20 protein-coding genes are annotated in these 25,783 nt (G+C 63.0%); 6 read left to right on the plus strand and 14 right to left on the minus strand.

The genetic code is table 11. From position 1 onward, the window contains the following. Positions 1-78: 78 nt before the first annotated feature. The 3 genes from AB0O58_RS13825 (at position 79) to AB0O58_RS13835 (ending at position 3,837) form a co-directional block, all read left to right on the plus strand. Positions 79-1,443: an aromatic acid/H+ symport family MFS transporter gene (locus AB0O58_RS13825; protein WP_366238284.1), complete on the plus strand. Its 1,365-nt coding sequence runs from the start codon at positions 79-81 to the stop codon at positions 1,441-1,443. Continuing rightward, on the plus strand, positions 1,440-2,687 hold the full coding sequence (locus tag AB0O58_RS13830; RefSeq protein WP_032400709.1) for a benzoate/H(+) symporter BenE family transporter: 1,248 nt from the start codon (positions 1,440-1,442) through the stop codon (positions 2,685-2,687). Before AB0O58_RS13825 ends, AB0O58_RS13830 begins: the two co-directional genes overlap by 4 nt. A gap of 727 nt (positions 2,688-3,414) precedes the next feature. Further along, positions 3,415-3,837 carry a hypothetical protein gene (locus tag AB0O58_RS13835; RefSeq protein ID WP_032400710.1) on the plus strand — a complete coding sequence of 141 codons (423 nt, stop codon included), beginning with the start codon at positions 3,415-3,417 and terminating at the stop codon, positions 3,835-3,837. A 139-nt stretch (positions 3,838-3,976) separates the two neighbouring features. Here the strand turns inward: AB0O58_RS13835 and AB0O58_RS13840 are convergent, their stop codons facing one another. After that, a complete protein-coding gene (locus AB0O58_RS13840; protein ID WP_052061580.1) occupies positions 3,977-4,744 on the minus strand; it encodes a potassium channel family protein in 768 nt (255 codons plus the stop codon). 813 nt (positions 4,745-5,557) lie between these two features. Beyond that, on the minus strand, positions 5,558-6,337 hold the full coding sequence (locus AB0O58_RS13845; protein ID WP_366238285.1) for an SMP-30/gluconolactonase/LRE family protein: 780 nt from the start codon (positions 6,335-6,337) through the stop codon (positions 5,558-5,560). Between the two features lie 366 nt (positions 6,338-6,703). Here AB0O58_RS13845 and AB0O58_RS13850 point away from each other — a divergent pair, with 366 nt between their 5' ends. Beyond that, positions 6,704-8,692: a TerD family protein gene (locus AB0O58_RS13850; RefSeq protein WP_032400711.1), complete on the plus strand. Its 1,989-nt coding sequence runs from the start codon at positions 6,704-6,706 to the stop codon at positions 8,690-8,692. A gap of 929 nt (positions 8,693-9,621) precedes the next feature. After that, the gene (locus AB0O58_RS13855; protein WP_027497200.1) at positions 9,622-10,086 is read left to right on the plus strand and encodes an SRPBCC family protein; all 465 of its coding nucleotides are present in this window, start codon (positions 9,622-9,624) and stop codon (positions 10,084-10,086) included. Positions 10,087-10,102: 16 nt separating this feature from the next. Here the strand turns inward: AB0O58_RS13855 and AB0O58_RS13860 are convergent, their stop codons facing one another. The 8 genes from AB0O58_RS13860 to AB0O58_RS13895 form a co-directional block, all read right to left on the minus strand. Next, positions 10,103-10,231: a hypothetical protein gene (locus tag AB0O58_RS13860; protein WP_366238286.1), complete on the minus strand. Its 129-nt coding sequence runs from the start codon at positions 10,229-10,231 to the stop codon at positions 10,103-10,105. Positions 10,232-10,674: 443 nt separating this feature from the next. Next, positions 10,675-12,534 (minus strand): DEAD/DEAH box helicase, encoded by a 1,860-nt coding sequence (locus AB0O58_RS13865; RefSeq protein ID WP_366238287.1) that lies wholly within the window; start codon positions 12,532-12,534, stop codon positions 10,675-10,677. A gap of 153 nt (positions 12,535-12,687) precedes the next feature. Then, positions 12,688-13,506 (minus strand): DNA-formamidopyrimidine glycosylase family protein, encoded by an 819-nt coding sequence (locus AB0O58_RS13870; RefSeq protein ID WP_366238288.1) that lies wholly within the window; start codon positions 13,504-13,506, stop codon positions 12,688-12,690. A 47-nt stretch (positions 13,507-13,553) separates the two neighbouring features. Beyond that, on the minus strand, positions 13,554-13,937 hold the full coding sequence (locus tag AB0O58_RS13875; RefSeq protein WP_366238289.1) for a VOC family protein: 384 nt from the start codon (positions 13,935-13,937) through the stop codon (positions 13,554-13,556). Beyond that, a complete protein-coding gene (locus tag AB0O58_RS13880; RefSeq protein ID WP_366238290.1) occupies positions 13,934-15,589 on the minus strand; it encodes an MFS transporter in 1,656 nt (551 codons plus the stop codon). The genes AB0O58_RS13875 and AB0O58_RS13880 overlap by 4 nt, the downstream gene beginning before the upstream one ends. Then, entirely contained in the window at positions 15,550-16,383 is an 834-nt protein-coding gene (locus AB0O58_RS13885) for an NmrA family NAD(P)-binding protein (protein WP_283313026.1), read from the minus strand. The genes AB0O58_RS13880 and AB0O58_RS13885 overlap by 40 nt, the downstream gene beginning before the upstream one ends. A gap of 40 nt (positions 16,384-16,423) precedes the next feature. Continuing rightward, positions 16,424-17,245: an alpha/beta hydrolase gene (locus AB0O58_RS13890; RefSeq protein WP_027497195.1), complete on the minus strand. Its 822-nt coding sequence runs from the start codon at positions 17,243-17,245 to the stop codon at positions 16,424-16,426. 117 nt (positions 17,246-17,362) lie between these two features. Continuing rightward, entirely contained in the window at positions 17,363-19,183 is a 1,821-nt protein-coding gene (locus AB0O58_RS13895) for an ATP-binding protein (RefSeq protein ID WP_037185805.1), read from the minus strand. Between the two features lie 75 nt (positions 19,184-19,258). Here AB0O58_RS13895 and AB0O58_RS13900 point away from each other — a divergent pair, with 75 nt between their 5' ends. Further along, positions 19,259-19,627 (plus strand): response regulator, encoded by a 369-nt coding sequence (locus AB0O58_RS13900; RefSeq protein ID WP_230591966.1) that lies wholly within the window; start codon positions 19,259-19,261, stop codon positions 19,625-19,627. A 7-nt stretch (positions 19,628-19,634) separates the two neighbouring features. Here the strand turns inward: AB0O58_RS13900 and AB0O58_RS13905 are convergent, their stop codons facing one another. From AB0O58_RS13905 to AB0O58_RS13920, 4 genes are all read right to left on the minus strand, one after another. After that, positions 19,635-20,303, minus strand: a complete 669-nt coding sequence (locus tag AB0O58_RS13905; protein WP_032372748.1) for a response regulator transcription factor — start codon at positions 20,301-20,303, stop codon at positions 19,635-19,637. Between the two features lie 414 nt (positions 20,304-20,717). Continuing rightward, on the minus strand, positions 20,718-22,781 hold the full coding sequence (locus AB0O58_RS13910) for an AMP-binding protein (protein ID WP_032372379.1): 2,064 nt from the start codon (positions 22,779-22,781) through the stop codon (positions 20,718-20,720). A 157-nt stretch (positions 22,782-22,938) separates the two neighbouring features. Next, positions 22,939-24,282, minus strand: a complete 1,344-nt coding sequence (locus AB0O58_RS13915) for an NAD(P)/FAD-dependent oxidoreductase (protein ID WP_366238291.1) — start codon at positions 24,280-24,282, stop codon at positions 22,939-22,941. A gap of 31 nt (positions 24,283-24,313) precedes the next feature. Further along, positions 24,314-25,669: a serine/threonine-protein kinase gene (locus tag AB0O58_RS13920; RefSeq protein WP_366238292.1), complete on the minus strand. Its 1,356-nt coding sequence runs from the start codon at positions 25,667-25,669 to the stop codon at positions 24,314-24,316. Between the last annotated feature and the right edge of the window lie 114 nt (positions 25,670-25,783).

Consider the following 25,783-nt stretch of genomic DNA (forward strand, 5'->3'; position numbering starts at 1 on the left):
GCGACACTGATCCAATCTGTTCGGCCATCAGCGCCGATTGAGCCTCGAAGCGGTACTCCCTGACGAAAAGGACACCCGATGAATGCACCGGACTCCATGAAAACCGGCACACCATCCAGCACCACCTGGGCCAGCGACCGGCACCGCCACAGCGTGTTGTGGATCGTGGCACTGTCCACGGCAGCAATCGTTTTCGATGGCTACGACCTCGTCGTCTACGGCACCGTCCTACCCACGCTGCTTGCCGATTCTGCCCAGCTGGGCACGCTGGATCCAGCGACTGCGGGCGCGCTTGGTTCCTACGCTCTGATCGGAGTCATGGTCGGCGCGTTGACAGCCGGAGCCTTCGGAGATCGGATCGGCCGTCGCATAACGATGTTGACGTGCATCGTCTGGTTCTCACTCGGGATGGGGGCGACCGCACTCGCACAGAACATCACCATGTTCGGCATACTTCGGTTCCTGACCGGCATCGGTGTCGGCGGACTCGTCGCCACTGTCGGCGCCATGATTGCCGAGTTCGCACCTCCGGGACGTCGAAACCTGTTCAACGCCTTCGTTTACAGCGGCATTCCGGCCGGTGGCGTGCTCGCGTCGTTGGCCGCGATCGCCCTCCAGGATTCGATCGGCTGGCGCGGACTGTTCTGGATCGGCGCACTCCCACTGTTCGTACTGCTACCGCTGGCCCTGCTTCGGATGCCGGAGTCGCCGCGGTGGTTGGTGGCCCACGGACGCATCGTCGATGCACAGGAGATCTGTTCTCGAACCGGCATTCCGATGCCCGAGGCCGAGCCGACAGTCGCTGGGGATCGCGTCGGGTTCGCTGCACTGGCACGCAAGCCACTGCTGCGCCCGACAGCCCTCCTCGGACTGATGAGCTTCTCCGGCCTACTGCTGACCTACGGCCTCAATACCTGGCTGCCACAGATCATGTCCGAGGCGGGTTACAACGCCAAGGGATCACTGTCGTTCTTGTTGGTACTCAACGGCGGTGCCATCATCGGCGGGCTGATCGCATCCCGTGTCGCCGACCGCACGGGACCCCAACGCGTCATCGCGGTCACCTTCTGCCTTGCTGCACTGTCGTTGGTTCTGCTGACCCTGAACTTCCCCCTCGGCGTCCTGCTCGTCGCCGTGGCCGGTGCCGGCATCGGTGCCATCGGTACTCAGGTGTTGATCTACGGATTCGTCTCGAACTATTACCCCACCACCGCCCGTGCAGCAGGTGTTGCGTGGTGCGCCGGATTCGGCCGGCTCGGCGGCATCCTCGGGCCGTTGCTCGGCGGAATTCTGCTCGGAGCCGGCATTGCGTCGTCCACCGCGTTCTATATCTTTGCAGTCGTGGCGCTGCTCGGCGCTCTCGTCACCACCGCTGTTCCCGCCGTGCGAGCCCTCCGCCGATCCGATCCAGTACCCAGCGAGCCGGTGAAAGTGGTTGAATGACCAATACTTTCGAGCGTCTCACCTCCAGCGAGCTGCCGGAACGTCGCCCGCCGAGTCTGCGTGCCCTGCGCGCGGACTTCGGCGGGCAGTACGTCGGCGCGGGGGCAACCGGTGTGCTGTTCAGCGCGACCGGCCCCGTTGCGGTCATCATGGGTGCCGCAGCAGCCGGTTCACTCACGGCCACGCAGACTGCGTCGTGGGTGTTCGGGGTGTTCGTGCTCAACGGCATCCTCACCGTGGTGGCAAGCTGGGCTTACCGGATGCCGCTGAGCTTTTTCTGGACCATTCCGGGCACTGTTCTGGTCGGTCAATCGTTGGCGTCGCTGACCTGGCCGGAAGTCGTGGGGGCCTACCTCGCCACCGGAGTCCTCGTCATCGTTCTCGGAGCCACCGGGGTGGTCACGAAACTGATGGCATTCCTGCCGCACAGCGTCGTGATGGCGATGGTCGCCGGCGCGTTCCTGTCGTTCGGAACCGGACTGGTGCAGTCTGTTTCGGCGGACGTACTCGTCGCCGGTGCCATGGTTGTGGCGTGGTTGGCTCTGACCCGTTCCGATACGTGGTCGAAACGGGTGCCCTCGGTCCTCGCAGCTTTGGTTGCCGGTCTCGCTGCTCTCACGGTAACCGGCGGATTCACCCGATCTAGCGGGCCTGCTGCCGAGCTACCCCTGATCGGCTTACCCGAACTCGTTGCGCCGTCGTTCAGCGGGGCGGCTATGGCCCAGTTGGTGATACCGCTCGCCATCACCGTGGTCGCGGTACAGAACGGCCAGGGTGCTGCAGTACTGAACGCTGCGGGTCACCGGCCGCCGATGACCGTCGTCACCGTCGCCTGTGGCGTCTGGTCACTCCTGCTCGCGCCGCTCGGTGCTGTGTCGACATGTCTTGCCGGCCCGGCCAATGCCCTACTCGTTGCTGTGGGTGAACGGTCGCGGCAGTACACCGCCGCAATGACGTGCGGCGCATTGGCCATAGTGGTGGGTGTACTCGCGCCGCTGTTGGTGCGCGGTCTTGCCGTGGTACCCGCCACATTCATCGCCGCTCTCGCAGGATTGGCCATGCTCGAGGCTCTGCGCGGTGCGTTCACTGCCGCATTCTCCGACTCGACCGGTCGGCCGATGCTCGCGCCCCTGATCACCTTGCTGGTCACCATCTCCGGTACCGACGTGGGAGGACTCGGCGCGCCGTTCTGGGGACTGGTCGCAGGAGTTGCCGTTACTTATCTGCTCGATCGCCGACAGTAGGGGAGGGTGCTGCGTTCGTCGTCGTTGGATCGCTCTGGACTCGACAGCACGACAGACCGTATGGGGCGGTGGACGGTGTTTGGTTGTTGCCGGTGGTTCATTGCGGTGTTTTTCGTAGTCGAGCGTGCCGCGAATTGCCCCCTGGACCTCGATGGGTGAAGGCTTGCCGAGGCTACGAGGATTTCGAGCGCGAGAATCCTTTGTTGTCGGTGCCCTGTGCGACTCTGCACGGCATGGCGATCTGTATGGCGTGCGATCTGGAAATGCTCGATTCAGTGGGTTGCACGTGGCGGCCCAGTCGAATACCGAACGGCAGGAGCAAATGTCACGACTGCGGTGCCCCGCCGCGAACGCTTCACCACCCGGGGTGCGATGGTGAGCGGTGCAGATGTGGACAGATGCTGTCATGCGGCAGCGGATGCGCGGTGGATGAGTGCGAACGTGAAGACGGCCACGAATATGTCGATGCGAGCTGCAGGTGGTGCAACGAACCGTTCGGACAGATCCGCGTCGTCGACGGCTCATGACCGTATCGTCGGGTAAGCGACTTTTCGACATGGCCTTGTAGACCCCCGAACCCCAGGGCCGAACCTCGACGCGATCACGGAGTTGTAAACGGTCGGCGTGTCAGTACGTCGCGTCGCCGACTCGGATGCGGAACGATCGTCGATTTCCTTCCCGTCAGGTGCTGGTTCGAGAGCACGCTGCACTAGGGCATCATGGGCCTATGACCGATCTCGAGTACCTCGCCACTCTGCTTGCTGCGCTGGATGCGGAGATCGCCCGAATATCGGCAGCCGAATCCGGGTCCGACGAACAGTTGTCGGCTATCGACGATGCAGCCGACGCCGTCTTCCGGTTGCGCGAGAAGGTCAAAGCCGGCTACCCCGGCAAGAAGGCCTATTACCTGGCGGCGTCGACCGATCCAAAGGGGATCAGAGTCGAGGGAATCTCTGCCCTGCATGGCAAACGCGCCCACGAACTGGTCCAAGACGGTGGTTGGATGCATGCAGATTCCACCACTGTTCTCGATGCTCTCGATGACGACCAAATCAGTAGGTACCACGCGATCGCTGGACGCGGTGTAGCGCAGACGTTTCGGGACTCACGCGAATACTTGGCGACGGCAACAGGTCTGGCCGAAAAGTAGACCCACGCAATTGTTCGGCGAGTCGGCCGAACTCACCGGCGGTGAGTGCTGACGCTCAGAACGCGAGCACTGCCGTTCAACGCCGTATGAATATTTGTCGTCCAATTCAGTTGGGGCACCGAAGGTAGATCAGCTTCGATCAGTGCGTGTCGATTTGCCCTGCACTGTTGGGTGTCGTGGACGCGGCCGTGCCGAGCCCCTCGGATCGCGACGCGAGTTCGACTCGCAACGCAGCGATTTGCGAGGTCAACTCGGCCACCTGCTGTTGCGTCGCGGCCTGGTTCGCTTCGTCCTGCTCGGCGACTTTTTGGACGAGCCATGACGCCAGGGTGGCTGTGACGACTCCGAGCAATGCAATGCCTGCAACCATGAGCCCGACGGCGATGAAACGGCCTGTCGCTGTGGATGGCGAGAAGTCGCCGTAGCCGACTGTCGTGACAGTTGCGATTGCCCACCACAGGGCATCGGGAAACGTCTTGATAGTCGCGGCTGGTTCGGCGCGTTCGGCGTCGAGCATCGCGAGTGACGCGACGAAAACCAACAGCAGAGTTCCGGCGACGGCATACGTGACTACCCGCCCCCGCAGCGCGCCGCCGATCGAGCGTTGCAGCAGGCTGACCAAGGTAAGAAGACGGAGCAGTCGTAGGGGCCGCAGCACCGGCAACGCGACGATAGCGAGTTCGTGCAGATGCCGCACAAACCAGCGTGTGCGATGCTCCGCAAGGGTCAGTCGCACGATGTAGTCGATCCCGAACAGTGCCCAGATAGCGATGATCGCGTACTCGGCGACCTGTGCCACCGTGCCGGTTGGCTGACTCAATACGGTCCAGCTGTAGATCGCGAGGAAAGTCAGAGCCGATCCGGCAAGCGGCCATTCGCTTGCTCGCTCCCACTGCCGATAGTTCATGAGCCGGGACTGTACTGCGTGTCGATCAGATATCTGGTGGACGAGAGTCGAGGTCCGTTGTGGTCAGCCGTCACATACTGAACTGCCCGGTGAAGTCGACGGGTGGGGCTTCGAGATGGCGGCCACGCGGCGACGAGTTCGTCGTCCTTGGCGACACGTTGCCGAGCACGCACACGGTGATAGGTGTCCTCGAAGTCGGGGGCCTTTCGTGCGGATGTAGTCGGTAGTCATGTGCAGTGCCTCGGTGGTCATCGTTCCACACCTGCTCGCGCCTTCCGCTGAGTTCTTCGTCAACACGAAAAAAGCTCTCGTACAACACTTCTCGAGGAAAGAGCTGTGACTTCACCGAGTAGTGGTCTTCGTTCGGGTGCGGAGGCTCCTGCGCAGAAAGCGGACTAGCGAAGGCCACTCGATTCCAGTGAGGACTATGGCTAGCAGTGGACCGAACGGATAGAGATCGAGCGAGGAGGACAAATCTCGCTGCATTGTGTATAGGCTCAACTGTCGAATTCGGTTTTGTCCAACAGGACGGACGTATGGATGGACGAACATTCACGGCTCTGGCAGAAATAACCACTGGCAACCCGCATTGGCTCAACGCCTTCATGTTTGCCATTGCAGCGGTGATAGCGATTGTCCTCACCTGGTGGTTCTTCGGCAACGACGGATAAGCGAGACGGACACGTGGCTTACGCGGCGAGAAGTGTGGGCAGCAGTTTTGCAGCGCGTGTGGTGTCCGGCGGCTGAGGCGTTGCCCAGGCCGAGCCTATAACCCGAATTGCATTGGTATCTAGGTTGTGCAGGATTACCGGGTCAGGATCTCACCGGTGCCAGATCCACGCCGGGCGGGGGAGTGAGGCGTCGAAGTGTGCCGTCGAACACGGTTGCATATAGTGCCCATCCGTTGGCTGACGGTCCGATGCGGACCGAACTCGGTCCCGTCCATCCTGGCGAAATGCCTGCTGCGATAACGCATGTTGTCCCTGTTCTGGGATCAATGCTGTGCACGGAACCTTCTACGTGCGCGGCGGCATACAGCGTGCCGGCGTCGGACATGGTCAGGTCGTCGAGACCGGGAAAGAACCCCGGCACAGTGGCCACCACCGACCAGTCGTCCGGGGCCTCGAGGGGAACTTCGATGACCTGGCCCGTGAACAGATCGTCGGTGTACACCCGGCTGTGGTCCGGGCTGAGCGCCAACCCTTCTGATCGAGGAACGGGCGACCAGTTCTGTTCGACGTCGTCGGCGGTCGGGTCGTACCGGGTCAGACCTCGGGAAGGCGAGCCGATGTCCGTGCCCACGTCGGTGGTGAGGAAGTCTCCGTTCGGCAGCCGGAGAAGTCCGTGAGCCGCCATGTCGGTCACCGCGCTGACCTTGCCGGTACGGGTGTCGAATTGCGAAAGCCCTGGACCGGCAACAAAGTAGAGCATGCCGTCGTGCAACTGCATCCCTCGCGGAGCCGCGAGGTTGTCGAGTACTGGATCGACGTGGCCGCCTGCATCCACGTGCACGATGCTGGCTGCTCCGGATATGTAGAACCCGCCGGCTCCGTCGTGTTCGAGATTCTCCGGTTCGTCGAGTCCGCTCGTCACGGTATCGACCGACCAGCCCGCACAGGTCATGGGCGGCGGGCCCGGCTCAGGTGTTCCGGCGTGAGCAGGTGCAGACGTGAGAGCGGCAAGCGTAACCACTGCACCGACGAGTAGACGTGGACGAAGTCTATTCGAGGCCAGAGACATGGTGCGAACGATAATGGAGACCGTGCGGTCGGAAAAGCTGAGTCCATTCGCGGGACCGGCAGTCAGACCACAAGCGAGGTGCATGGATCGCTGATCTCTCGGACCGAATCGGCCCAGCCGTAGGTCGAACGAATGAATGTCGAGCGAGGGCGACTGACACCGGTGCGTTGTGAATAGGGTGAGCAACGCAAGTCCGTTTGCCGACAGGAGCGTGTCAGCGTGAGTTCACCCATTCTCGTCAAGGGCCAGAATATTTCTTTACCGGACGACGCGACACAGCTGGATGTCATCGTGTCGTGGGTCGACCCGGAGCGCGACCTCGATGCATCCGCACTGTTGGTGACATCGACCGGACACGTTCGGTCGGACTCGGACTTCGTGTTCTACAACCAACCGGAGTCCGCCGACGCATCAGTGCGATATCTCGGCAGCAGTAGCACCGACGAAGGCAAACAGGAACGTCTATCGATCCATCTCGATTCTCTCCCAGCCGATATCGAGAAAGTAGTCATAGCGGGTAGCTCCGACGGTGCTTCGTTGGGCGACTTCGGAAAGTTGTCGCTCCAGGTACGGGATCAAACCGGATCGGTGCTGGGGGAGTTCCTCACCGCCGACGCCACCGCCGAACGTGCGCTGGTGTTCGGGGAGGTGTATCGAAGAGCCGGTGTCTGGAAACTGCGCGCGGTCGGGCAGGGTTGGGAATCAGGGCTCGCAGGGCTCGCAACGGATTTCGGCGTGGACGTCGACGACGGCGAACCGGAAGGCGGCGCCGACGATGTGGTCGTCGTCGAGGTCGCGGATTCGCACGTGCAGGCTACGGACCAGAACGGTGAGCTCGTCGATCTGTCGCTTGTCGACGTCGAACCCACCAAGCGCGGCGTGCGAACGAAGAAGCCGTCCGTGAAGAAGGCCAGTCCGCCGCAATTCACTCTTGCTGGGGGAGAGGGCTGGCAGACGGCTCGGCTCTTCTCGATTTCCGGCGTCGGATCTGGTGAAGAGCAAGAGAAGAGAGCCACGTCGGCGCTGATCGCAACGATGCAGGCGGTTCGTCCCTTCGCCCGAGCGATCTGCGCGCACGCGGGCGCACCGTCAGGTCCGTTCGAGGGCTACCTCGAGGTGCAATTCGTCAAAGGCGAAGGCAAGGTCATTCCAGACGGGGTTTTCCGGGTGTCGCGAGCGGGGCAGGTATGGACGGCACTGCTCGAAGTGAAGACAGGCACAGGCAAGCTGCAGAAGGAGCAGCTCGAGAACTACCTCGATGTTGCCAAACGGCACAGATACGAAACGGTTCTGAGCCTGTCCAACGACATCCCGGCCTCTGCAGGCGAGCTTCCGGTGCAGGTCAACAAGACCAAACTCAACAAGGTTTCACTGCGACACATCTCGTGGTCCGAGGTAATTCACGAGGCCCGAATGTTGCTGTCGCACGGGGACCTCACCGACTCACTGCAGGTGTGGATCCTCAGTGAGCTCGTGCGCTACCTGACGCACCCGAAATCCGGTGCGACAGAGTTCGTCGACATGGGCCGCCACTGGGTAGCGGTCCGGGATTCCGTCACCGCGGGGACCCTTCGCTCCAGTGATGTCAAAGCTCTGTCGGTAGCAAACACGTGGGCGTCGCTGTCGAGGCATCTGGCGTTGCGGATGACGGCCGATCTCGGCGTCACCGTCAAGCATCACCTTCCGAGGAAGTTCAACGGAGATCCTCAGGCACGCAACGAGTACATCGTCGACCAGCTCGTGGCCTCCGGATGCCTCTCGGCCACTCTGCGCATCCCCGACGCTGCCGGAGACGTCACCGTCGAAGCCGATATGCGTACCAACAAGATTCAGTGCAGCACCGCTATCGACGCGCCGACCGACGGGACCGCGCTCAGGCGAGCATCATGGCTACTCAGACAACTGAAGAACGCTCCCGCAGACATCCTGGTCGAGGCTGTGTTCGCAGACGCGAGCGAAGTATCGTGCGAGAACTTGGCAACTGTACGAGCGGACACGAAATCGCTCACAGCAGGCCGAACCAGCGAGCTGCAGTACTTCACGCTGACGTCGCCGACGAAGATGGGCAGCAAGCGCTCAGGGTCGGCGGCCAGCTTCATCGGTAGCGTGACCGACGGTCTCGACGCGTTCTACCGGGATGTCGTGCAGCCGCTGAAGCCGTGGACGCCTTCTGCACCGGAAGCGACCACTCACACATCTGATGAATGACGACGCTGCTCGACCGGACCCGAGACGCTATGCACTGGTGGGGCGACGGCGTTGAACGCCAGCGGCGACTATTCCTGCAAACACCAGGATTTGCCCGCACGCCAACGACATGGGAAGCGCGATGAGCTCCCAACCGGTGGAACCGAAACCGACTGCCCACACGACAATAGCGACAGCGATCGCAATTGTGAGGACCTGTCCGCTTGTCATCAACACGAATGCGGCTGATCTCGATCCCCGACACAGGGTCGACAGTCCGGTCACCATGCCGATCGATGACGTCGGTAAACCGACGAGTGTCGGCAGAAGAACCATGATCTCGAAAAGTTGTCCGGTCTCTACGACTCCCGTTGTCACCATTTGCGGCGCAACGTAGACCCAGATGAGAATCGCGCACATCGAAGTGACTACCGATGTCATGAAGAGTGTTCGCACGTAAAGAACTATCGCGGATTCGTTCTCGAATGTGTTGTGCTGTCTCCAAGAATTCGGTGAGAGTGTCCGAAGGGCGTCGCAAGTGTTCACGCGGTCCTCGATGACTGGTCCAGTGAGGTCTGTCAAGCCTGCAGCGCGCCACGGCGCTGCCCACTGATGCAGCTCTTCGAAGCACGTGAGTGCACCTCGCACTCGCCAATATCGACGGTCGGACCATTTGGCGGCGACCACACCTCCGGCCTCGGTGTATTGATGATGCCTCCGGTCATTGAGTGCACGGCCGTCACACGTTCGCCGGGTTCGAGGTGTTCGAGAACCCAGGTGGCAGTGGAATGAGCAAGATCGGTGGACATAACGGTCATGCCTCCATCTCCGCTGCGCTGGATGCCGCTGTCCTGGTACCGGCCGAGCATCTCACCAGGCGGCCTTTGCGGTCCACCTGTTTTCGGCTGTATCCATGATTGAGGATCCGGCGTATTGGGCATCGTGCAGGTATGACAGAGAACGCAAAGCTGACAGTGGAACGCACCATCGAAGCGCCCGTGGACGCAATTTTCGACGTCCTGTCCAACCCCGAGCGGCATCAGGCACTCGACGGCTCGGGATTCGTACGCGGCGTGGACCACGCAGACCGAATTCAGAAGGTCGGCGAGAAGTTCACGATGAACATGCAGGGCGATCACATGGGTGGGGAATACCAGACCGACAATGTCGTCACCGGGTACGCCAAGGACAAGCTACTGGCATGGAAGACCGCGCCGGCCGGCAACGAGCCTCCCGGATGGGAATGGTTGTGGGAACTGGAGTCTCAGGGACCCAACGAGACATTGGTGCGGCACACCTACGACTGGTCGAAGGTCACGGACAAGAAGCTTCTGCAGCAGATCGGGTTTCCCCTGGTCACCGAGGATCAGCTGAACGACACACTTGCACGCCTCGCTGTCGAGGCAACGTCCTGATCTTTCGGGCATACGTTCAGCCGTAGAACGCCGCTGCGTCGACGCTCGCGATGGGCATCCATCGAGCTGGAAAGTCCGTCGACGCAGCGGCTTCGGCGAGGTCCAGGCCACGTATAGCCAACGCCGTCGTGGGTGACTGGTCCACGATCAGACTGATCGCGTACGTTGCTGCGGTGACGTGAACGCAAGGATCAGTTCTGCTGGAACAGGTGCATGCCATGTCGACGTCCGTGGGAACCGGTGCCAGACCCCCCGATACCAGCTCCGCGTGAAGCGCGTCAGGCAGATCTCCGCTCCCTCTGCCATGAGTCGGATGACTGGTGACGATGCGCAGAGCCGCCCTTTTGTGAGCTGCCGAATAGCGCGGCACCTTAAATGTCGCGGTCTCCATCTTCTTTCCTGCTGAGACCACGCAGCGAATAGAACCGATCGTGTTGATATCTACGATGACCGACTCGCTACGAGCCAGGCTCCGCGCACGAGGAAGCACGGGATTGGGTCGGATAGCGGTGATCGGCTCGACTCGACGAAGCCATTCCTTGCCCCATGGAGTCGCACCGAACGGCGGGGGCTGGGGAGTGGACGCCATCACCGTGCCACCGATCGGAGCGACAACGTCTGTCTGAGTGTCGAATCATCCAGTGCAGCAAGCGCTGTCTCGTTGTTTCCCTCGGCCAGCCCTGCAATTGCTCTCTTCCGGGCGTGCAGCGACGCGATGTACTCCTCCAGTGTTCCTTCGGTGGTGAGCGCCATGACGGTCACCGGCGAGGTCTGTCCGATTCGATGTACCCGGTCGGTCGCCTGCGATTCCACCGCCGGATTCCACCACCGGTCGTAATGGATGACGGTGCTGGCCCGGGTGAGGTTCAACCCGTAGCCAGCCGCTTTGAGACTCAGCACCATCACCGGACAGCTGTCACTGCTCTGAAACTCGTCCACCATCTTCTCGCGCTGATCGACGTCGAGCCCGCCGTGGAAGAACGGTATGGCGGCCCCTGTGACACGCGCGAGATGGTCGGAGAGAAACTCGCCGGTCTTTCGGTACTGGGTGAAAACCAATGCGGTCTGCGACGACTCGGCGAGTTCCTCGACGATGTCGGTGAGCCTGTCGAGTTTCCCGGAACGGTCGGGCGACGAAGACATGTTGCCGTTCACGAGACCCGGGTGGTTACAAATCAGTTTGAGAGAGGTCAGCAACGCCAACACTGCGGTCCCTCGGCGTTGTGTCGAACCGAAGCCGGTGTCGAATGCAGCCTTGAGCGTCGAGTTGTACAGCACCGTTTGCTCGTTCGTGATCGGGCATAGAACGTCTATCTGCTGTTTGGGTGGAAGGTCGGTCGCCACTTCGTCTTTGGTCCGTCGGAGGAGGACCGGAGCTATGGCATGGGACAAGTGCGCAAGCGCAGCCGCCGAACCCGCGTTCTCGATGGGTGCGGAAAATCGCCGAGTGAAGCGTGCTTTGGTCCCGAGCAGACCCGGGTTGGTCAGGTCGATCAGGGCCCAGAGTTCGTCCATGCGGTTCTCGACCGGTGTGCCGGTCAGTGCGATGCGAGTTGTCGAGCTCAGTCGTCGCGCGGCACGGGAAACCTGGGTGCGCGAGTTCTTCATGACGTGCGCTTCGTCGAAGAAGACTGTGTTCCAACTGATCTCGGCCAGACGTTCGGTGTCGGAGCGCAATGTCGGATATCCGGTCACGGTCACGCAGCCGACCTCGCCACATCCACCGAGCGAGCGGTTCGGTCCCCGGTAGACATTGACCGTCAGGTCGCCGGCGGAAAACTTCTCGATCTCGCGTCGCCAATTGCTGATCAGGGAGGTCGGGCACACCACCAGAAAATTGCCTTCACCGCGCGAGGCTCCCACAATCATGTGCGAGATGGCTTGCAGAGTCTTGCCCAATCCCATCTCGTCGGCCAGAATTCCTCCACCCCCGGCTTCTCCGACGGTCGGAATCCAGGATGCACCGTGCACCTGATACGGCCTCGGGGTGAAGGTGGACGCACTGTTGCCGAGACTGTCCTGCATGAGCAGGCTGGTGCGTAGGGCATCGACGGCACCGTGCGCGGTCGACACGCTGGACCCGCCCGTGTTGGGCACCGCATACGCGGCCGGGGGGAATGACTCCAGCAGCGATGCAGGAATCTCGGCGTAGTGGGGCCGGTGTTCCAGGTGGTCCAGAACCGCCAGCCACCCCCGGGCTGACGCGCTTTCCGGGAGGCCTGCCGACTGTGCCAGTGCCGCTTCGAGTTCGACGCGACGCGGATCGACGAGCTGTGCTTCGACGGTCCGTACTGCCACGGAGCCACCCGTATTGGGAAGTGCCAGTTCGATCGGCGTCGTCGCTGTGGTGGCCGTCCTTGTGGAATCAGGTTGCCAGACAGCGAAACAGTGTCGACGGGGCAGGTAGGTGACCTGCGGAGCGAGACCCGTGTCGGTCGTCGAGAACATGCAACCTCCAGCCGAGTGAGCGCTTCGGTCGACCCGAAGCTGCCCACACGGTACGTGCCCGAACGGAATTGCGCCGCATTCGATCGCGTTTGACAGGTCCGAAAAATGCTGTCCTACAGCGCTATCGAGCAGCACTCAGCGACGTGGAACCAGTCAGGATTGCTCGCGCGAACACCACCACGTGGTGCGGCCGCCCACCGTTCCGCGAGTCATCGGAGCACCGCATCGTGGGCACGCCGCATCGGCTTTACGGAAAGGAATGATCTCACCGGTGTGCACGCCACCCTTCTTGAGCGCCGACCTGATGGCGCGGCGCAGAACAACGCGGAGCTCGTCCAGTTCCTCGGTGGTGAGAGTCTTTGCCCGTCTGGACGGAGATTGCTCGCTCTGCCACAGCACCTCGTCGGCCAACAGATTGCCGACGCCTGCGATTGCTGCTTGGTCCAGCAAACGTGCCTTCAGAGGTGCTCCGCTGGAACCGATTCGGTGCCGGAAGTCGTCGCGCGTGATCTCCGCAGCATCGGGCCCCAACGCATCGATATCGGGTTCGAGCCGCACTCGGCCGAGTCGGCGCTTGTCGAAGAGCCGGAGCTGACCCCCGTCTTCGAACGTCATCGCAAAGCGTGTCCACTCGGGCTTGTCGGTGTCGCGCTCGCCCACGTGCGGATCGCCGCCTCCGTACTGCGACGTGCGATCGCCGTCGGGAGCGGTGACGATGACGCGGCCGCCCATTCCGAGATGGATTCCCAGAGTCGGACCACTGGACCCGTCGGCGGTGACGGTTTCGCACCACATCGCCTTGCCACGTCGACATGCCTCGGTGAGCTTGCCGCCCTTCAGGGCGTGAGCGATATCGCCCGGCATGTGTGGGCGGCACTCGAACGAGTCGGTGTCGTCGATATCGACGATGACGCGTCCGAGGGCTTTCTCGACGACCTGTCGAGCGTTTTCGACTTCGGGTAGTTCTGGCATGGAGTGGGTGTACCCAATTCGCCGGCTCTATGCGCGAGCCTGTGTCGTCAGACGCGCTTACGGCCGGCGTCGAACTGTCTGAACCCGATGAGGTTGCCGAACGGATCGAGAACCTGGCACAGACGTTCACCGGTGAACACCGATTTCGGCCCTCGATGCACGACGCCTCCGCGATCGACGCAGCCGGCGACCACTGCGTCCACGTCGTCGACGTTCCAGTACGAGACCGACCCTGCGGTCCCCGCGGGGCGGTTGTACGAATCGGTGACGTGGACGGTGAGTCGCGTTCCGGAGACGTCGAACGCGACGAGTTGCTCGTGTACGTCGATGGGCTCGGTGCCCAGGAGCGTTCGGTACCAGTCGACGGCGGCGGCGAGGTCGTCTGCGAAGTAGAAGACGTTCCCCACGCCCGAGAGTGTGTTGTCCATCATTGTCCGTTCGGGTTCGTTCGCACCGACAGTGCGATGTCATGGGTTTCGGTGTGCGTAGCACCGTCGACGGTGTGGGCCAGCGCTTTCTGCACCACGTCGTGGTCGGAGCCGGTCCACCGTTCTTCTCGCTGACGTCGGTACTGGCTCCACGACGGCACAGTGAACTGCTCGACCACGGTGTCCTCGACGTCCAGACTTCGGTACAGGTTCCAGGCGTACGCCCCCGTTCGCTTCCGCGCGATCCCGACCGGAGCCATCGCCGTCAGGAACTGCTCCAGAGCGTCGTCGACCACTCGGTACGTCACGGTGATCCGGACAGGCCCGTCGTCCGGATCGGGCTCGAACACTACGTTCGGGGTCGGCCACGCCATGGACACCGCACGGTTGAGCACGCCGGTCTCGGATCGTAAGGGGAGGACTGCCACACTCGCAGCGACGAGTGCCAACGCCGCGACCGCGACCGCGAGTGCGTCGACGATGCCGATCTTCGACGCCAACCATCCCCACACGAGTGAGCCGATTGCCTGAGAACCCATGAAGACCAGAAGGTAGACCGACATCCCGCGGGCTCGAACCCAGGTGGCGAGCGCGAGCTGGATAGACGCGTTCAGTGCGGTCAACGTCGTGATCCAGGCAATGCCGGACAACAGCAGCGCCGGGACAACCGCCCACAGCGGAAGCCACGCGAGCGCAGCCATTCCCACGCCGTACCCGACAGCAGAACCGACGAGCAAGGTATTTGCGCTGCAACGCTTTCGGAGCATCGGCGTCGCGGCAACGCCGATCACGGCTCCGACCCCGAGTACGCCCAACAACACTCCGTATCCCACCGAGCCCAGTTTCAGTACCGACGACGAAGCCGATGGCAGTAGCGCCCACAGTGCAGAGGCGGGGAAGGCGAACAGCGCCGAGCGCAGGATGATTCGTCGAACGACCGGGCCGGATCGGATGTAGCGGACCCCGGACAGGATCGACTCGGCAAGGCCTTCTCGATCCGTTTGTGGATATTTCGGGCGCTTCCATGCAATCAGCACGCTCAACGTTGCGAGAAAGGAGGCGGCGTTGATGGCGAACACGAAGGTCGGCCCGGCCAATGCCACCAGTACACCGGCAAGCGCCGGTCCGACGGCCCGCGCCCCGTTGACGGTCACGCTGCCCAGCGCCGAGGCGGCCGGGATTTCTTCACGGCTCACCAGCTCGGGCTGAATCGCCTGCCAGGCGGGAGCGGACAGTGATGTCCAGCAACCCAATACGAATGTGAAGGCGAGCAATCCCCACGGAGACAAGGTGTCGGTCCATGCCAGTGCGGTCAACACAATTCCGGTCAGCATCGAACCGGCACCGACCACGATGAGCAGAACGCGGCGATCGAGCGCGTCGGCGAGCGCGCCTGCCAGCAGGGCCAGCAACAGGGTGGGTAACAGACTTGCTGTCTGCACGGCGGCGATGATGGTGGTCGACGCCTCACGTTCGACGAGGAACCACTGTGCTCCGACGGTCTGCATCCAGCCGCCGATGTTCGAGACCAGCTGGGCGATGAAGAGGCTGCGGTAGACGGTATTCCGGAGCGGCGACCACGCGGATAGTGCTGCCGGCGTGGTGTCGGTGGTGCTCACTCCAGTCCCGCCGACCATTGCGCGAATGTCTGCCATTCGACCTCGGGATATCGGGTGCGCAGGCCGTCGATGTCCGCGTCGTATCCGACGTCGGTCAAGAATTGGAACATCGCTCTCATGTCCTCGGAACCAATGTCGCGTGCCCGGCTCGAATACGGCTGCACCGAGGTTCCGAGAACGTCGCCGAGAGTGTTCGCCATGGCCTCCAAGCTCGGATCGTCCGACGCGAGATCGATTCGCATCTCGCGAAAGTGCGCGGGTTCGGTCAACACGAGGGTGACGAACCGCCCCAGATCCCGCCGCGACAGCTGCTGTAGAGGCGTGTGGAGCGGCAAGGGCAGATCGAGGCGGCCGGCCCTGACGTCGTCGAGTCCGCCGAGAAGGTTGTCGTAGAAGTAGGTGGGGCCGACGATCGTGTACGACAGCCCAGCGCGACGCAGCAGTGCCTCGGTTTCGGCCTTCGTCTCGAAATGCGGTATGCCGGTGCGGCGGTCAGCGGAGGCAACCGACGAGAACACCACGTGCGGAACCTCCGCGGCGATCGCCGCATCGACGAGGGCTGCGCCCTGAGCCAATTCGGCCGCGGGACCGTCCTCGAACGGCGTCGTCATCACGAACGCACCGGCACTGTCTCTCAATGCAGCCGCGGACGATTCCCGATCGGTGATGTCCGCGACGACGATCTCGGCACCTCGCTCACGTAGCCGATCCGCGCGGGCCGAATGACGCCGCACCACTGCGCGCACCGGTTGCCCCTGCGCCAGCAGGGCATCCACTACCGCGCCGCCCTGCCCTCCGGTTGCTCCGACGACTGCGTACGGTCTGATCATCGTGTTGTCACCTTTGTTCCGGAGGGCGAGAGCGGGGCTGCTACTGGGCGATGAAGGCGAGAATGTCTGCGTCCAAGGCCTTCTGGTAATCGCCGTAGATTCCGTGCGGTGCACCGGGGTAGACCTTGAGGGTGCCGTGCTGGACGAGTTCTGCGGTTTTCAGTGCCGCCGCGGCGATCGGCACGATCTGGTCGTCGTCACCGTGGGCGATGAAGATCGGGACGGTCAGCGCTTTGAGATCCTCGGTGAAGTCGGTCTCGGAGAACGCCTTCACGCAGTCGTATGCAGCAGTCAGATTGACCAGCATCCCCTGTCGCCAGAAGTCGTCCTTGGCGCCCTGGGAGATGGCGGAGCCCTCACGGTTGGCACCGAAGAACGGCTCGGACAAGTCCTTGTAGAACTGCGATCGATCGTAGAGAACGCCGTTGCGGATGTCGTCGAGTGCTTCGATCGGCGTGCCCTCGGGGTTGGCCTCGGACTTCAGCATGACCGGGGGAACGGCACCGGCAGTGATCACCCGAGTGACGCGGCTGCCACCGTGCTGCGCGGCGTACCGCACGACCTCGCCGCCACCGGTCGAGTGTCCGATGAGGGTGAGTTCCTGCAAGTCGAGGGCCTCGACCAGTTCGGCCAGATCCTTGGCGTAGGTGTCCATGTCGTGGCCGACGGCAGTCTGCGAGGACCGGCCGTGGCCGCGGCGATCGTGTGCGATGGCGCGGTAGCCGGCGTCTGCGAGAAGCTTCAGTTCGAGCTGCCAGGCATCCGAGGACAGTGGCCAGCCGTGACTGAGCAGAACTGGCTTTCCGGTGCCCTGCTCGGTGTAGTAGATCTCGGTTCCGTCGGTGGTGGTGATGTACGGCATGGCCTGCTCCCTGGTTCGGTTCGATTGGGTACCGACAACATTCGTCCGTTCCCGGGTCGAAAGCGTCGCCGCTGCCATCCAACGCGGGGGAGGAGATTCCGGTGGCGCCGCTACCTGCTAGCCGGTAGACAGACCGATGTGGACCGACAGTGTCGTGCCACCCCCGGGTGGACTGACGATGGTCAGTTCGCCGCCGACTGCGGCCACCCGATCCTGTAGTCCGATCAAACCCGACCCTGTGCTCGGATCGGCACCTCCGCGGCCGTTGTCGGTCACGGTCAGTTCCAAGCTGTCCTCCGTCAGGTGCGCGGTGATGTCGACTTCGGTGGCCTCGGCATATTTGGCTGTGTTCGTCAGCGCCTCGGCGACCACGTAGTACGCCGCCACTTCCACCGATTCGTCCATCCGGGAGGAAATGTCGGCGGTGAGGGCAACGGGAATCGGACTGCGTCTGGCCAACGTCTTGAGGGCCGGTGCGAGTCCTCCGCGCGAGAGGATTGCGGGATGGATGCCGCGACTGAGTTCGCGGAGGTCGGTGTGCACCTGCGACAGCGTCTCGACGCTGCGGTCCAACATCGCGCGGAGCTCGGTCAGATTCTCCGGGGCAGCGGCTTGGGCGCCGCGCAATTCCATTCCGAGAGAGACGATTCGCTGTTGGGCACCGTCGTGCAGGTCACGCTCGATACCTCGGCGGGCTTGGTCGGCGGCGGCGACCACGCGGGACCGGGACCGCGTCAGCTGAACTCGTGTGTCGTGGTTGTAGACCGCAGTGGCAACGAGGTCGGCGAAGTCGGCCAGTCGATCTCGGGTCTCACCGCCGGCCGCATACTGCGTAGCTGTCGTGCCGATGATGACGGCACCCCAGGTATTGCCGTCGACAGTGATCGGTACACCTTCGACCCAGCGAATACCCCTGCCCTCCAGTCGCTCAGCGATACCGCCGGTCGCTTCGGTGAAGTCGACGGCAGCGGCGCGGCCGGTGTCGGCGACGATCGTGGCCACGTTCTGCCCACCGATCGGCAGTTGATCACCGGCTTGCACGCGCTCACCGGCGGAGTCGTCGCGGATCGCCAGAATCGTGTAATACCCGTCGCCGTAGCGGATCACCGAAACATGTTCGTTGTCCAACCCGACGGTGAGTTCGTGTGCGACTGCGAGGTACACGTCATCCGGATCGGCCCGCAGCGCCACCAATGTTGCGACCTTCCGAAGTGACGCTTGCTGGCGTGCCAGCGCGACGGTGCGGAGGTGCATGTCCTGACGGTCGCGGGCGGCGGCAAGAAGAGCCTCCAACGAAGGCACGACACGGCGGATACGGCGGGCATCGACGCTATCGAGATCGGCGGGAACCAGCAACGACGCGGTGACGACGTCCCCGTCCCGAAGCAGGATTTTCTCCTGCCCCACGGACGCGTCGGCATTCCCTTGCTTCAACACCGCGAAGGGTAGGTCGAGGACCGCAGCCAGGCGGGTGCTGGCAACGTCGAGCATCGTCGGGGTGTGGTCCGAGCGCAAGATGGTCTTGGCGAACGCCGCCAACATATCTGCTTCTCGTCGACGTTGATCGGATTCGGTTGCGCGCAAACGTGATTGGCCAACCAGCACGTTGGTCAGAAGCGCCAGTGCCAGAAACACGATCAGTGCAGGGACGAGGCTCTCACTGCTTTCGAGTACATGGATGTAGGCGTACGCGCCGGCACTGGCCACCGATGTCGCGATCGACAGACGAAAGCCCCACCCCGCAGACACGATCAGCACTCCGAACAGGAATATCGCACCGAAAGCATTCTCGGGTGACACCCGTTTGAGCGTCAGCACAACGAGTATCTCGACGGCGATGGCGGCTGCGGCCGCTGCGATTCCGCAGGCGACCGGCGGCGCACTCGGCCGGAGTATCACAGTGACGAGCCGGTCGCGGAGGGCGGTGTCCGACGTCATCGGCACATCCGACTGCTCGAATTACCGCTAGCGGTAATGCCGACCCGAGCCGTCTCTGACACTCTCGACAGAGTGATGCCCTCCCGCCTGCAGTGCCTGATCGTCGACGACAGCGACGCTTTCTGTGTCGCTGCACGCCGACTGTTGGAATCGGCAGGGATGTCGGTGGTCGGCACCGCGACCTCACTCACCTCGGCGATCGATGCAGTGCTGTCCACCCACCCCGATCTCGTGCTGGTCGATATCGACTTGGGTGCCGACAGTGGATTCGACGTGGTCGAAGCGATCGACGCCCAGGATCTGACGCCTCCGCCTGCCGTCATTCTCGTGTCGACACACGACGAGGAGGACTTCGCAGATCTGGTGAACAACAGTTCTGCCCTGGGTTTCCTGTCGAAATTCGAGCTGTCGGCGAGCGCGATCGAAGCCCTGCTGGGCACCTGACGGCGGGTCACCCGACGGTGTCCAGATACAGGATCACCGCTCGCACGCGACGGTGATCGTCGGCCGTCTCCGACAGGTCCAACTTGGTCAGGATGCTTCGGACGTGCTTCTCGACGGTTCCTTCGGTGATCCACAAGCGTCTGCCTATGCCCGCGTTGGAGAGCCCTTCGGCCATCAAGGTCAAGACGTCCCGTTCGCGAGAACTCAACGCGCCGAGGGGATCACCTCGGCGCTTGGCCGCAACCAGTTCGTAGACAAGAGCAGGATCGATGACCGACGATCCTGCCGCGATCCGATCTATCGTCGAGACGAAGTCGGCGATGTCGGTCACGCGGCTCTTGAGCAGGTAACCCATACCCTTGGCGGTGTTGTTCGCGCTGTCGAGCAATTCGAGTGCGTGATCGACCTCGACGTGAGCAGACAGGAGCAGCAGCGAGACGTCGGGGAAACGGTCGCGGATCTTCACGGCCGCGTCGAGCCCCTCGGCGGTGTAGGTCGGCGGCATCCTGATGTCGATGATCGCCAGGTCCGGTGGATCTTTCTCGAGCAACGCCAGTACCTCCTCGGCGTCACCGGCCCGGCCCACGACATCGAGGCCCGCCTGGGTGAGCAGACTGGCCAGGCCTTCTCGCAGCAACACGTCGTCATCGGCGATGACTACTCGTATCTGGGACATCACGCTCCTCGAACCCGTCGGGTTCGAAGTATCGGCTGCGGCGTCGTGAGCTGTCATCAGTCATTCGACTCTATTGCGCGCTTCGATTGTCGACTCGGTTGCTGGATTTTTCAGTCGCTCGATCGGTCGTCGTGGATTCCACGGTTCGGACTCGGCCCGGGGGAGAGGTCGTTCTCACGGGTTGCCTCGAAAAACAACTGCAGGAAGGACGACGACGCATCCCCGGGCTGGGCGGCGCGAGCCTGACGGGGTTCATCCGATGACCTCGACATCGCCATTCCGTCCCTTCCGTCCCTCACCCGCAGAACGGGTATCGCTTCCTCCCAAATAGTCTCAGATTCTGAACAGTCAAACAACTGAGAGTTCTCTGGGTGGAGTCGGAAGCCGGGGTGGTGAGGAAGTCGACGTGCCGGCTTACATACCGGCGGCCGTGGGAGGTTCGATCAGCATCCTCTTGATCACTTTGCCGGTCGCGGTTCGGGGGAGTTCTTCGAGGAACGTGATGTCTCGCGGCACCGAGAACCGGCTCAGTCGATTTCGGATGTAGGCCCGCACCATATCTGCGTCCAGGCCTGCAGCACCCCGACCGACGACGAACGCCGCGAGGCGCTGACCGTACTCGTTGTCCGGTACACCGACCACCGCTACCTCGCCGACCTGAGGAAGGTTGGCGATGGCGTCCTCCACCGGCCCGGGAAACACGTTCTCGCCGCCGGAGATGATCATCTCGTCGTCCCGCCCGCACACGAAGAGCCGCCCGTTGCAATCGATGTACCCGAGGTCGCCGGTATCCATGAGTGCTGCACCGCGAGCCGAAGCAGTCGACGGAGGCTCGGCGTTCGTGTAGCCGTCGAAGAGCATGTCGTTACCTACGAATATCCGGCCCAGAGTGCCGGTCGGAACCACTGCGCCGTCGGCGTCGAGTACGGCGATCGTCGTGCCGAGCGGCGGCCGACCCGCGGTAGTGGGAGCTGCACGTAGATCCTGCGGTGTGGCGATGGTCGCCCACGAGACCTCGGTGGAACCGTAGAAGTTGTACAGAACATCTCCGAAGGCATCCATGAACCGCGAGACGGTCGACCCCGTCAACGCCGAACCGCTGCACGCGACGACTTTCAAGCTGGACGTGTCGTAGCGTGATCGCACGGACTCGGGTAGATCGAGTATGCGCTGCAACATGATCGGGACGGCGATCAGCGACGTGCACCGATGAGTCTGGATTGCCCGCAAGCACTCTTCCGGATCGAATCGATCCTGCAGAACCACTGTTGCCCGCAGCGGTGTACTGATCTGCAACGCCGCCAGCCCCCAACTGTGGAACATCGGCGCAGCGATCAGCATGCGCTCGTTCATACGAAGTGGCATGCGGGACAACATGGCCGCGACGGTCCCGAAGCCGCGTGGGGTCGGGCGAAGTGCACCTTTGGGAGACCCGCTGGTGCCCGAGGTCAGCACGACAACGGATCCGGGCCGTTGCGGTCTGTCGAACGTGGCGGACGGAGCCGCGACGAAATGCTCCAGAGTGCGACGGCCCGCGACGACGGTATGAGCCGACAAGCTGACGCGGAGGACGTCGCTGGGGAGGTAGCGAACCATCTTGTCGAATTCGTCGTCGACGAACAGCGCTTGCAACTGGTGACGACTCGAGATGGTCTCGATCTGGCGGGCCGCGAGGCCGGTGTTGAGAAGTACGACCTCGACACCGAGCATGCCGCAGGCGACGACGCATTCGATCATGGCAGTGTGATTGCGGGCCAGAACTCCTACCGTGCTTCCCGGGCGAATTCCGGATGCGGCGAACCCTGCTGCTATCCGATGCGATCGCAGGTGGATCTCTGCGAACGTGCGAGTACCGCGATCGTCGATCACGGCAATTTCGTCCGGTGACTTGGCGGCGGCGGCCGCGAAGCCACCGCCGAGGGTGAAGCCCCATTTCGCCAGCGAGTTCAGCTGCCGGTATGCGCGATCAGGACGCGCGGCACGAACGACGCCGGTACCGATCATCGTTTTGAGGACCGCAAGCTGTAGCGACCGGGAATCGCCGGCGTTGGACACGATCGATGTCGTTGCGCCGGAGAGGGACTCGGCCAACCTGTTCAGGCCACCCATGACCCAGTCGACCACTGCCCGATTGTGTTCGGGTTGCGGCGAGTAGGTTCCGGCCAGGCCGGCTCGGAAGATCGTCACATCGATTTTGGTCTCGCTCGGTGAACGCGCGCTGAGGGTGAATCTGATGAAACCGCCGGATTCGACGTGCTCGACGGTGATGATCGGCCGGTTACGTCTGTTCACCACGACTTCGAGTGCGTGCTCGACCCCACCGACGTCGCACGTGTAGCGGTTCGCCGACTCGCTGAGAAGGCAGTACCCGAGTCCGGGGAAATATCGCGGGTACAGTTCGACCGCACTGAGCACCCCGCACACTTGCTCGACGTCGTGTGCGAAGACCGTGCTGCAATCGATGACGTCGGAAACCATGGTCCACCCCTGTGCCTTGCCGTGTCGAACAGCGCCGCTGCCACATCGGCACCGACCAGAAGAATGGCAGCGCACATCGGTAACGGGTCATCCGCCTGGATGAAGTCGTCATAGTAATCCCGGTGCGCGGTTTCGGGAAGGAAACGCGAATCTCCGTCTAATTGGGACGAAGTTCGCCGCCGCCCCAGATCTCGTCGAACGGAACCGTGCGGGCCAGGATTCGCTCCGCCGCTCGGTGTCCCGACAGGAATGCCGCGGTCACCGTCGACGGATCGTCCGTCCACGTTGCCTCGCCGGCCAGGTGTAGAACTCCGCCGACCGGGGTCGACAGATCGTCGTGGTCGCTCGGTCGCGAGCCGACCGCCGGGTAAGAGTAAGCACCGCGGGAGAACGGGTCGTCCTGCCATCGCGTGACATGCACCCGCTGCGGGGAGATCACGCGTTCGCCGTAGAGGCCACGAAGCGCGTCGAGCACCGATTCGGCAATGCGTGCGTCGGACCACTGCCGGATCGTCTGCGCACACGGCCCCGCCGCAAACGTGAGCAGCGTGGGCAACCCCTGCGGCACGGTCACGTCGTACCACGAGTGCCACCAACGCCCGGCCTCCCCCTGCTGCCGAATCGCGTAGACGTCCTCGTCCCAGAATGCATGCGGGAACTGTAGGAACACCTTCTCGAACGCGTTCATCTCGAGTCCGTCCAACGCAGTCGACACCGGATGGGGAAGAGGCGGTTCGATAAGCAAGGTCGGTGACTTCAGGACGCCGATCGGAACCGTCACCACGATGTGGTCGGCCGAGAACGTCTCGGTGAGAGTCTCGACGGAGGAGCTGTTCGATCCCCACGCGATGCGTGTCACTTCATGGCCGAGTCGTACATCCAGCCCGTCGGCCAGACAGACCGCGAGCCGGTCGTACCCCTCGGGGAAGACGACCTCGTCACCCTCGATCGCGTCGTCGTCCAACCCGTGCGCATCGAGCATCCCCTGGTCGACACCCAGCTGTTCCTCGGCCCGGTGACCCAGGAACTCCCGGACCCGTTCGATTCGATCAGGATCCCATGCGAGCCGTTTCACGGTGCTGTTCACGGCATCCCCGTACGACGTGCCCAGGGTCGATGTCGCTACGGTCGCCGCCAACAGCTCGTCGACGACGTGTACGTCCGACGCGAAGCTCGCAACCTCGTCCTCGCTCAGACGCCGTCCGTTCGGTGAGTAGTACGCGATGGGTCGTCCGTCCGGCTGAAAACTCCCCACCGTGAACTCACTGGTCAGAATGCCGAAAGCCTGTACTGCGTCGGCCAGCGGATTGTTGTCGATTCCATGAACCCAGGACGCACCGACATCGAGAATCTGTCCGTCCGTCCGCAGGGTGTCCACTCGTCCGCCGATGCGGTCGCGGGCTTCGAGAACGACCACACGGTGACCCGCACGGTGCAGAATGCGTGCTGCGGTGAGGCCGGAAATGCCGGCTCCCACCACCACGGTGTCGACGTGCGTCATGCTCTGTCCGTTCCCTTGGTTGCCGACATGCTCAGTTCCCACGGCCGGGGTTGCCGTTGCCGGAGTTCCCGTTGCCTGAATTGCCGTTGCCGTTGCTGTTGCCTGGACTCCCGTTGCCGGAGTTGCCGTTGCCCGCATTACCGTTGCCCGCATTACCGTTGCCCGCATTACCGTTGCCGTTGTTCCCGTTTCGCGGTGGAGCCACAGGTTGTGGCGGCTCGGCGGGCACCTGATCGACGGCGGGGGCGGGCACGTCCTGGGGGAGGTTCGAGACAACCGGCATCGAGGACTCGGATGCCGTCGTCACGGGTGCAGGACTGGTCGGAGCGGTGACCGATGTGGACGGCGATGTCTCGATCGGCTCGTCGCCTGTTCCGGTTGCCATCCAGGCAATTGCCGACGCGACGGCGACGAACAGTGCGGCCGCAGCCAGAAAGACAAGACCGCGACGCCGTGAACCCTCCGTTTGCCGAGGGGCCGAATCCTGTTCGGCGACAAACGTTGTCGCATTCGCGGCGGGCAGGACCGCAGTGGCCGGCGGTGGTGGCGGTTCGCTGGAAAGACTGTGTAAGGCGTCGGCCACGGTGTCCGCCGTCGGCCTGTTTTCGGGATGTCTGGCCGTCATCGTCGTCAGCAGTGAATGCCACTGGGGCCCGAGTTGCTCGGGTACCTCGGGATCGCGGTGCAAGCGCGCCACGGCTGCGGCTACCGCGCTGCCGTCGAACACCATTGCGCCGGTAAGACATTCGATGAGAACCAATCCGAGGCTGTAGATATCGGTTGCAGGCCCCGCAGAGGTGCCCGTCGCCTGTTCCGGGCTGAGATAGTGAGCGGTGCCGACGGTGGTGCCGTGCTCGGTGAGGCGGTCGGCGTCGACGATGCGAGCGATACCGAAATCGGTGAGCTTCACGCAGTGTCCCGTGCTCGACGCCGGCTCTCGGGCGACCAGGATGTTGGCCGGTTTGATGTCGCGGTGGATCACGCCGCGGTGGTGGATGTAGGCAAGGGCTCGAGCAATCTCGTGTCCCATCCGGGCGACGACATCGCCCGGTAGTGCGCGGCCTGCGCGGTAGCCGTTCAGAGTGGGGCCGTCGACGAACTCCATCACGAGAAAAGGCACTCGGATGCCGCCGGTGTCGGGGGCGGTACCCGCGTCGTACAACGTCACCAGGCCAGGATGCGACAGCGACGCGAGCGTCCTGATCTCGGCATCGATCCGTGCATCGGTATGTGCGGGTTCACCCTGACGGAATATCTTCACGGCAACGGGCCTACCGAGGACGTCGTCGTCGGCTCGAACGACATCTGCCATTCCGCCGCGCCCCACGACGTTGCCCAGACGATATCTGCCCGCGAACAGGTGATCGTCGGAGTTCGCACCCACCATTGTTCACCGCCGATTCGAAGTCTTCCGAGAACCCTATAGCCCGTCGGCGAGGGAAGAAGGCGCGGCCGGCGACCATCGGGCATGATGGTTCCCCGGGTGGGGACCGTCGAGATG

Source organism: Rhodococcus sp. NPDC080181 (genome assembly GCF_040702225.1).
In the GTDB taxonomy this organism is placed as follows: Bacteria; Actinomycetota; Actinomycetes; order Mycobacteriales; family Mycobacteriaceae; genus Rhodococcoides; species Rhodococcoides fascians.

What these genes read in the sequence shown, in the direction of transcription:
- AB0O58_RS13875 (WP_366238289.1), bottom strand. Translation starts at nt 13,937, where the DNA reads ATGATGGACAACACACTCTCGGGCGTGGGGAACGTCTTCTACTTCGCA.
- AB0O58_RS13880 (WP_366238290.1), bottom strand. Translation starts at nt 15,589, where the DNA reads ATGGCAGACATTCGCGCAATGGTCGGCGGGACTGGAGTGAGCACCACC.
- AB0O58_RS13840 (WP_052061580.1), bottom strand. Translation starts at nt 4,744, where the DNA reads ATGAACTATCGGCAGTGGGAGCGAGCAAGCGAATGGCCGCTTGCCGGA.
- AB0O58_RS13895 (WP_037185805.1), bottom strand. Translation starts at nt 19,183, where the DNA reads ATGACGTCGGACACCGCCCTCCGCGACCGGCTCGTCACTGTGATACTC.
- AB0O58_RS13900 (WP_230591966.1), top strand. Translation starts at nt 19,259, where the DNA reads ATGCCCTCCCGCCTGCAGTGCCTGATCGTCGACGACAGCGACGCTTTC.
- AB0O58_RS13835 (WP_032400710.1), top strand. Translation starts at nt 3,415, where the DNA reads ATGACCGATCTCGAGTACCTCGCCACTCTGCTTGCTGCGCTGGATGCG.
- AB0O58_RS13855 (WP_027497200.1), top strand. Translation starts at nt 9,622, where the DNA reads ATGACAGAGAACGCAAAGCTGACAGTGGAACGCACCATCGAAGCGCCC.
- AB0O58_RS13830 (WP_032400709.1), top strand. Translation starts at nt 1,440, where the DNA reads ATGACCAATACTTTCGAGCGTCTCACCTCCAGCGAGCTGCCGGAACGT.
- AB0O58_RS13910 (WP_032372379.1), bottom strand. Translation starts at nt 22,781, where the DNA reads ATGGTTTCCGACGTCATCGATTGCAGCACGGTCTTCGCACACGACGTC.
- AB0O58_RS13915 (WP_366238291.1), bottom strand. Translation starts at nt 24,282, where the DNA reads ATGACGCACGTCGACACCGTGGTGGTGGGAGCCGGCATTTCCGGCCTC.
- AB0O58_RS13870 (WP_366238288.1), bottom strand. Translation starts at nt 13,506, where the DNA reads ATGCCAGAACTACCCGAAGTCGAAAACGCTCGACAGGTCGTCGAGAAA.
- AB0O58_RS13865 (WP_366238287.1), bottom strand. Translation starts at nt 12,534, where the DNA reads ATGTTCTCGACGACCGACACGGGTCTCGCTCCGCAGGTCACCTACCTG.
- AB0O58_RS13825 (WP_366238284.1), top strand. Translation starts at nt 79, where the DNA reads ATGAATGCACCGGACTCCATGAAAACCGGCACACCATCCAGCACCACC.
- AB0O58_RS13905 (WP_032372748.1), bottom strand. Translation starts at nt 20,303, where the DNA reads ATGTCCCAGATACGAGTAGTCATCGCCGATGACGACGTGTTGCTGCGA.
- AB0O58_RS13920 (WP_366238292.1), bottom strand. Translation starts at nt 25,669, where the DNA reads ATGGTGGGTGCGAACTCCGACGATCACCTGTTCGCGGGCAGATATCGT.
- AB0O58_RS13890 (WP_027497195.1), bottom strand. Translation starts at nt 17,245, where the DNA reads ATGCCGTACATCACCACCACCGACGGAACCGAGATCTACTACACCGAG.
- AB0O58_RS13885 (WP_283313026.1), bottom strand. Translation starts at nt 16,383, where the DNA reads ATGATCAGACCGTACGCAGTCGTCGGAGCAACCGGAGGGCAGGGCGGC.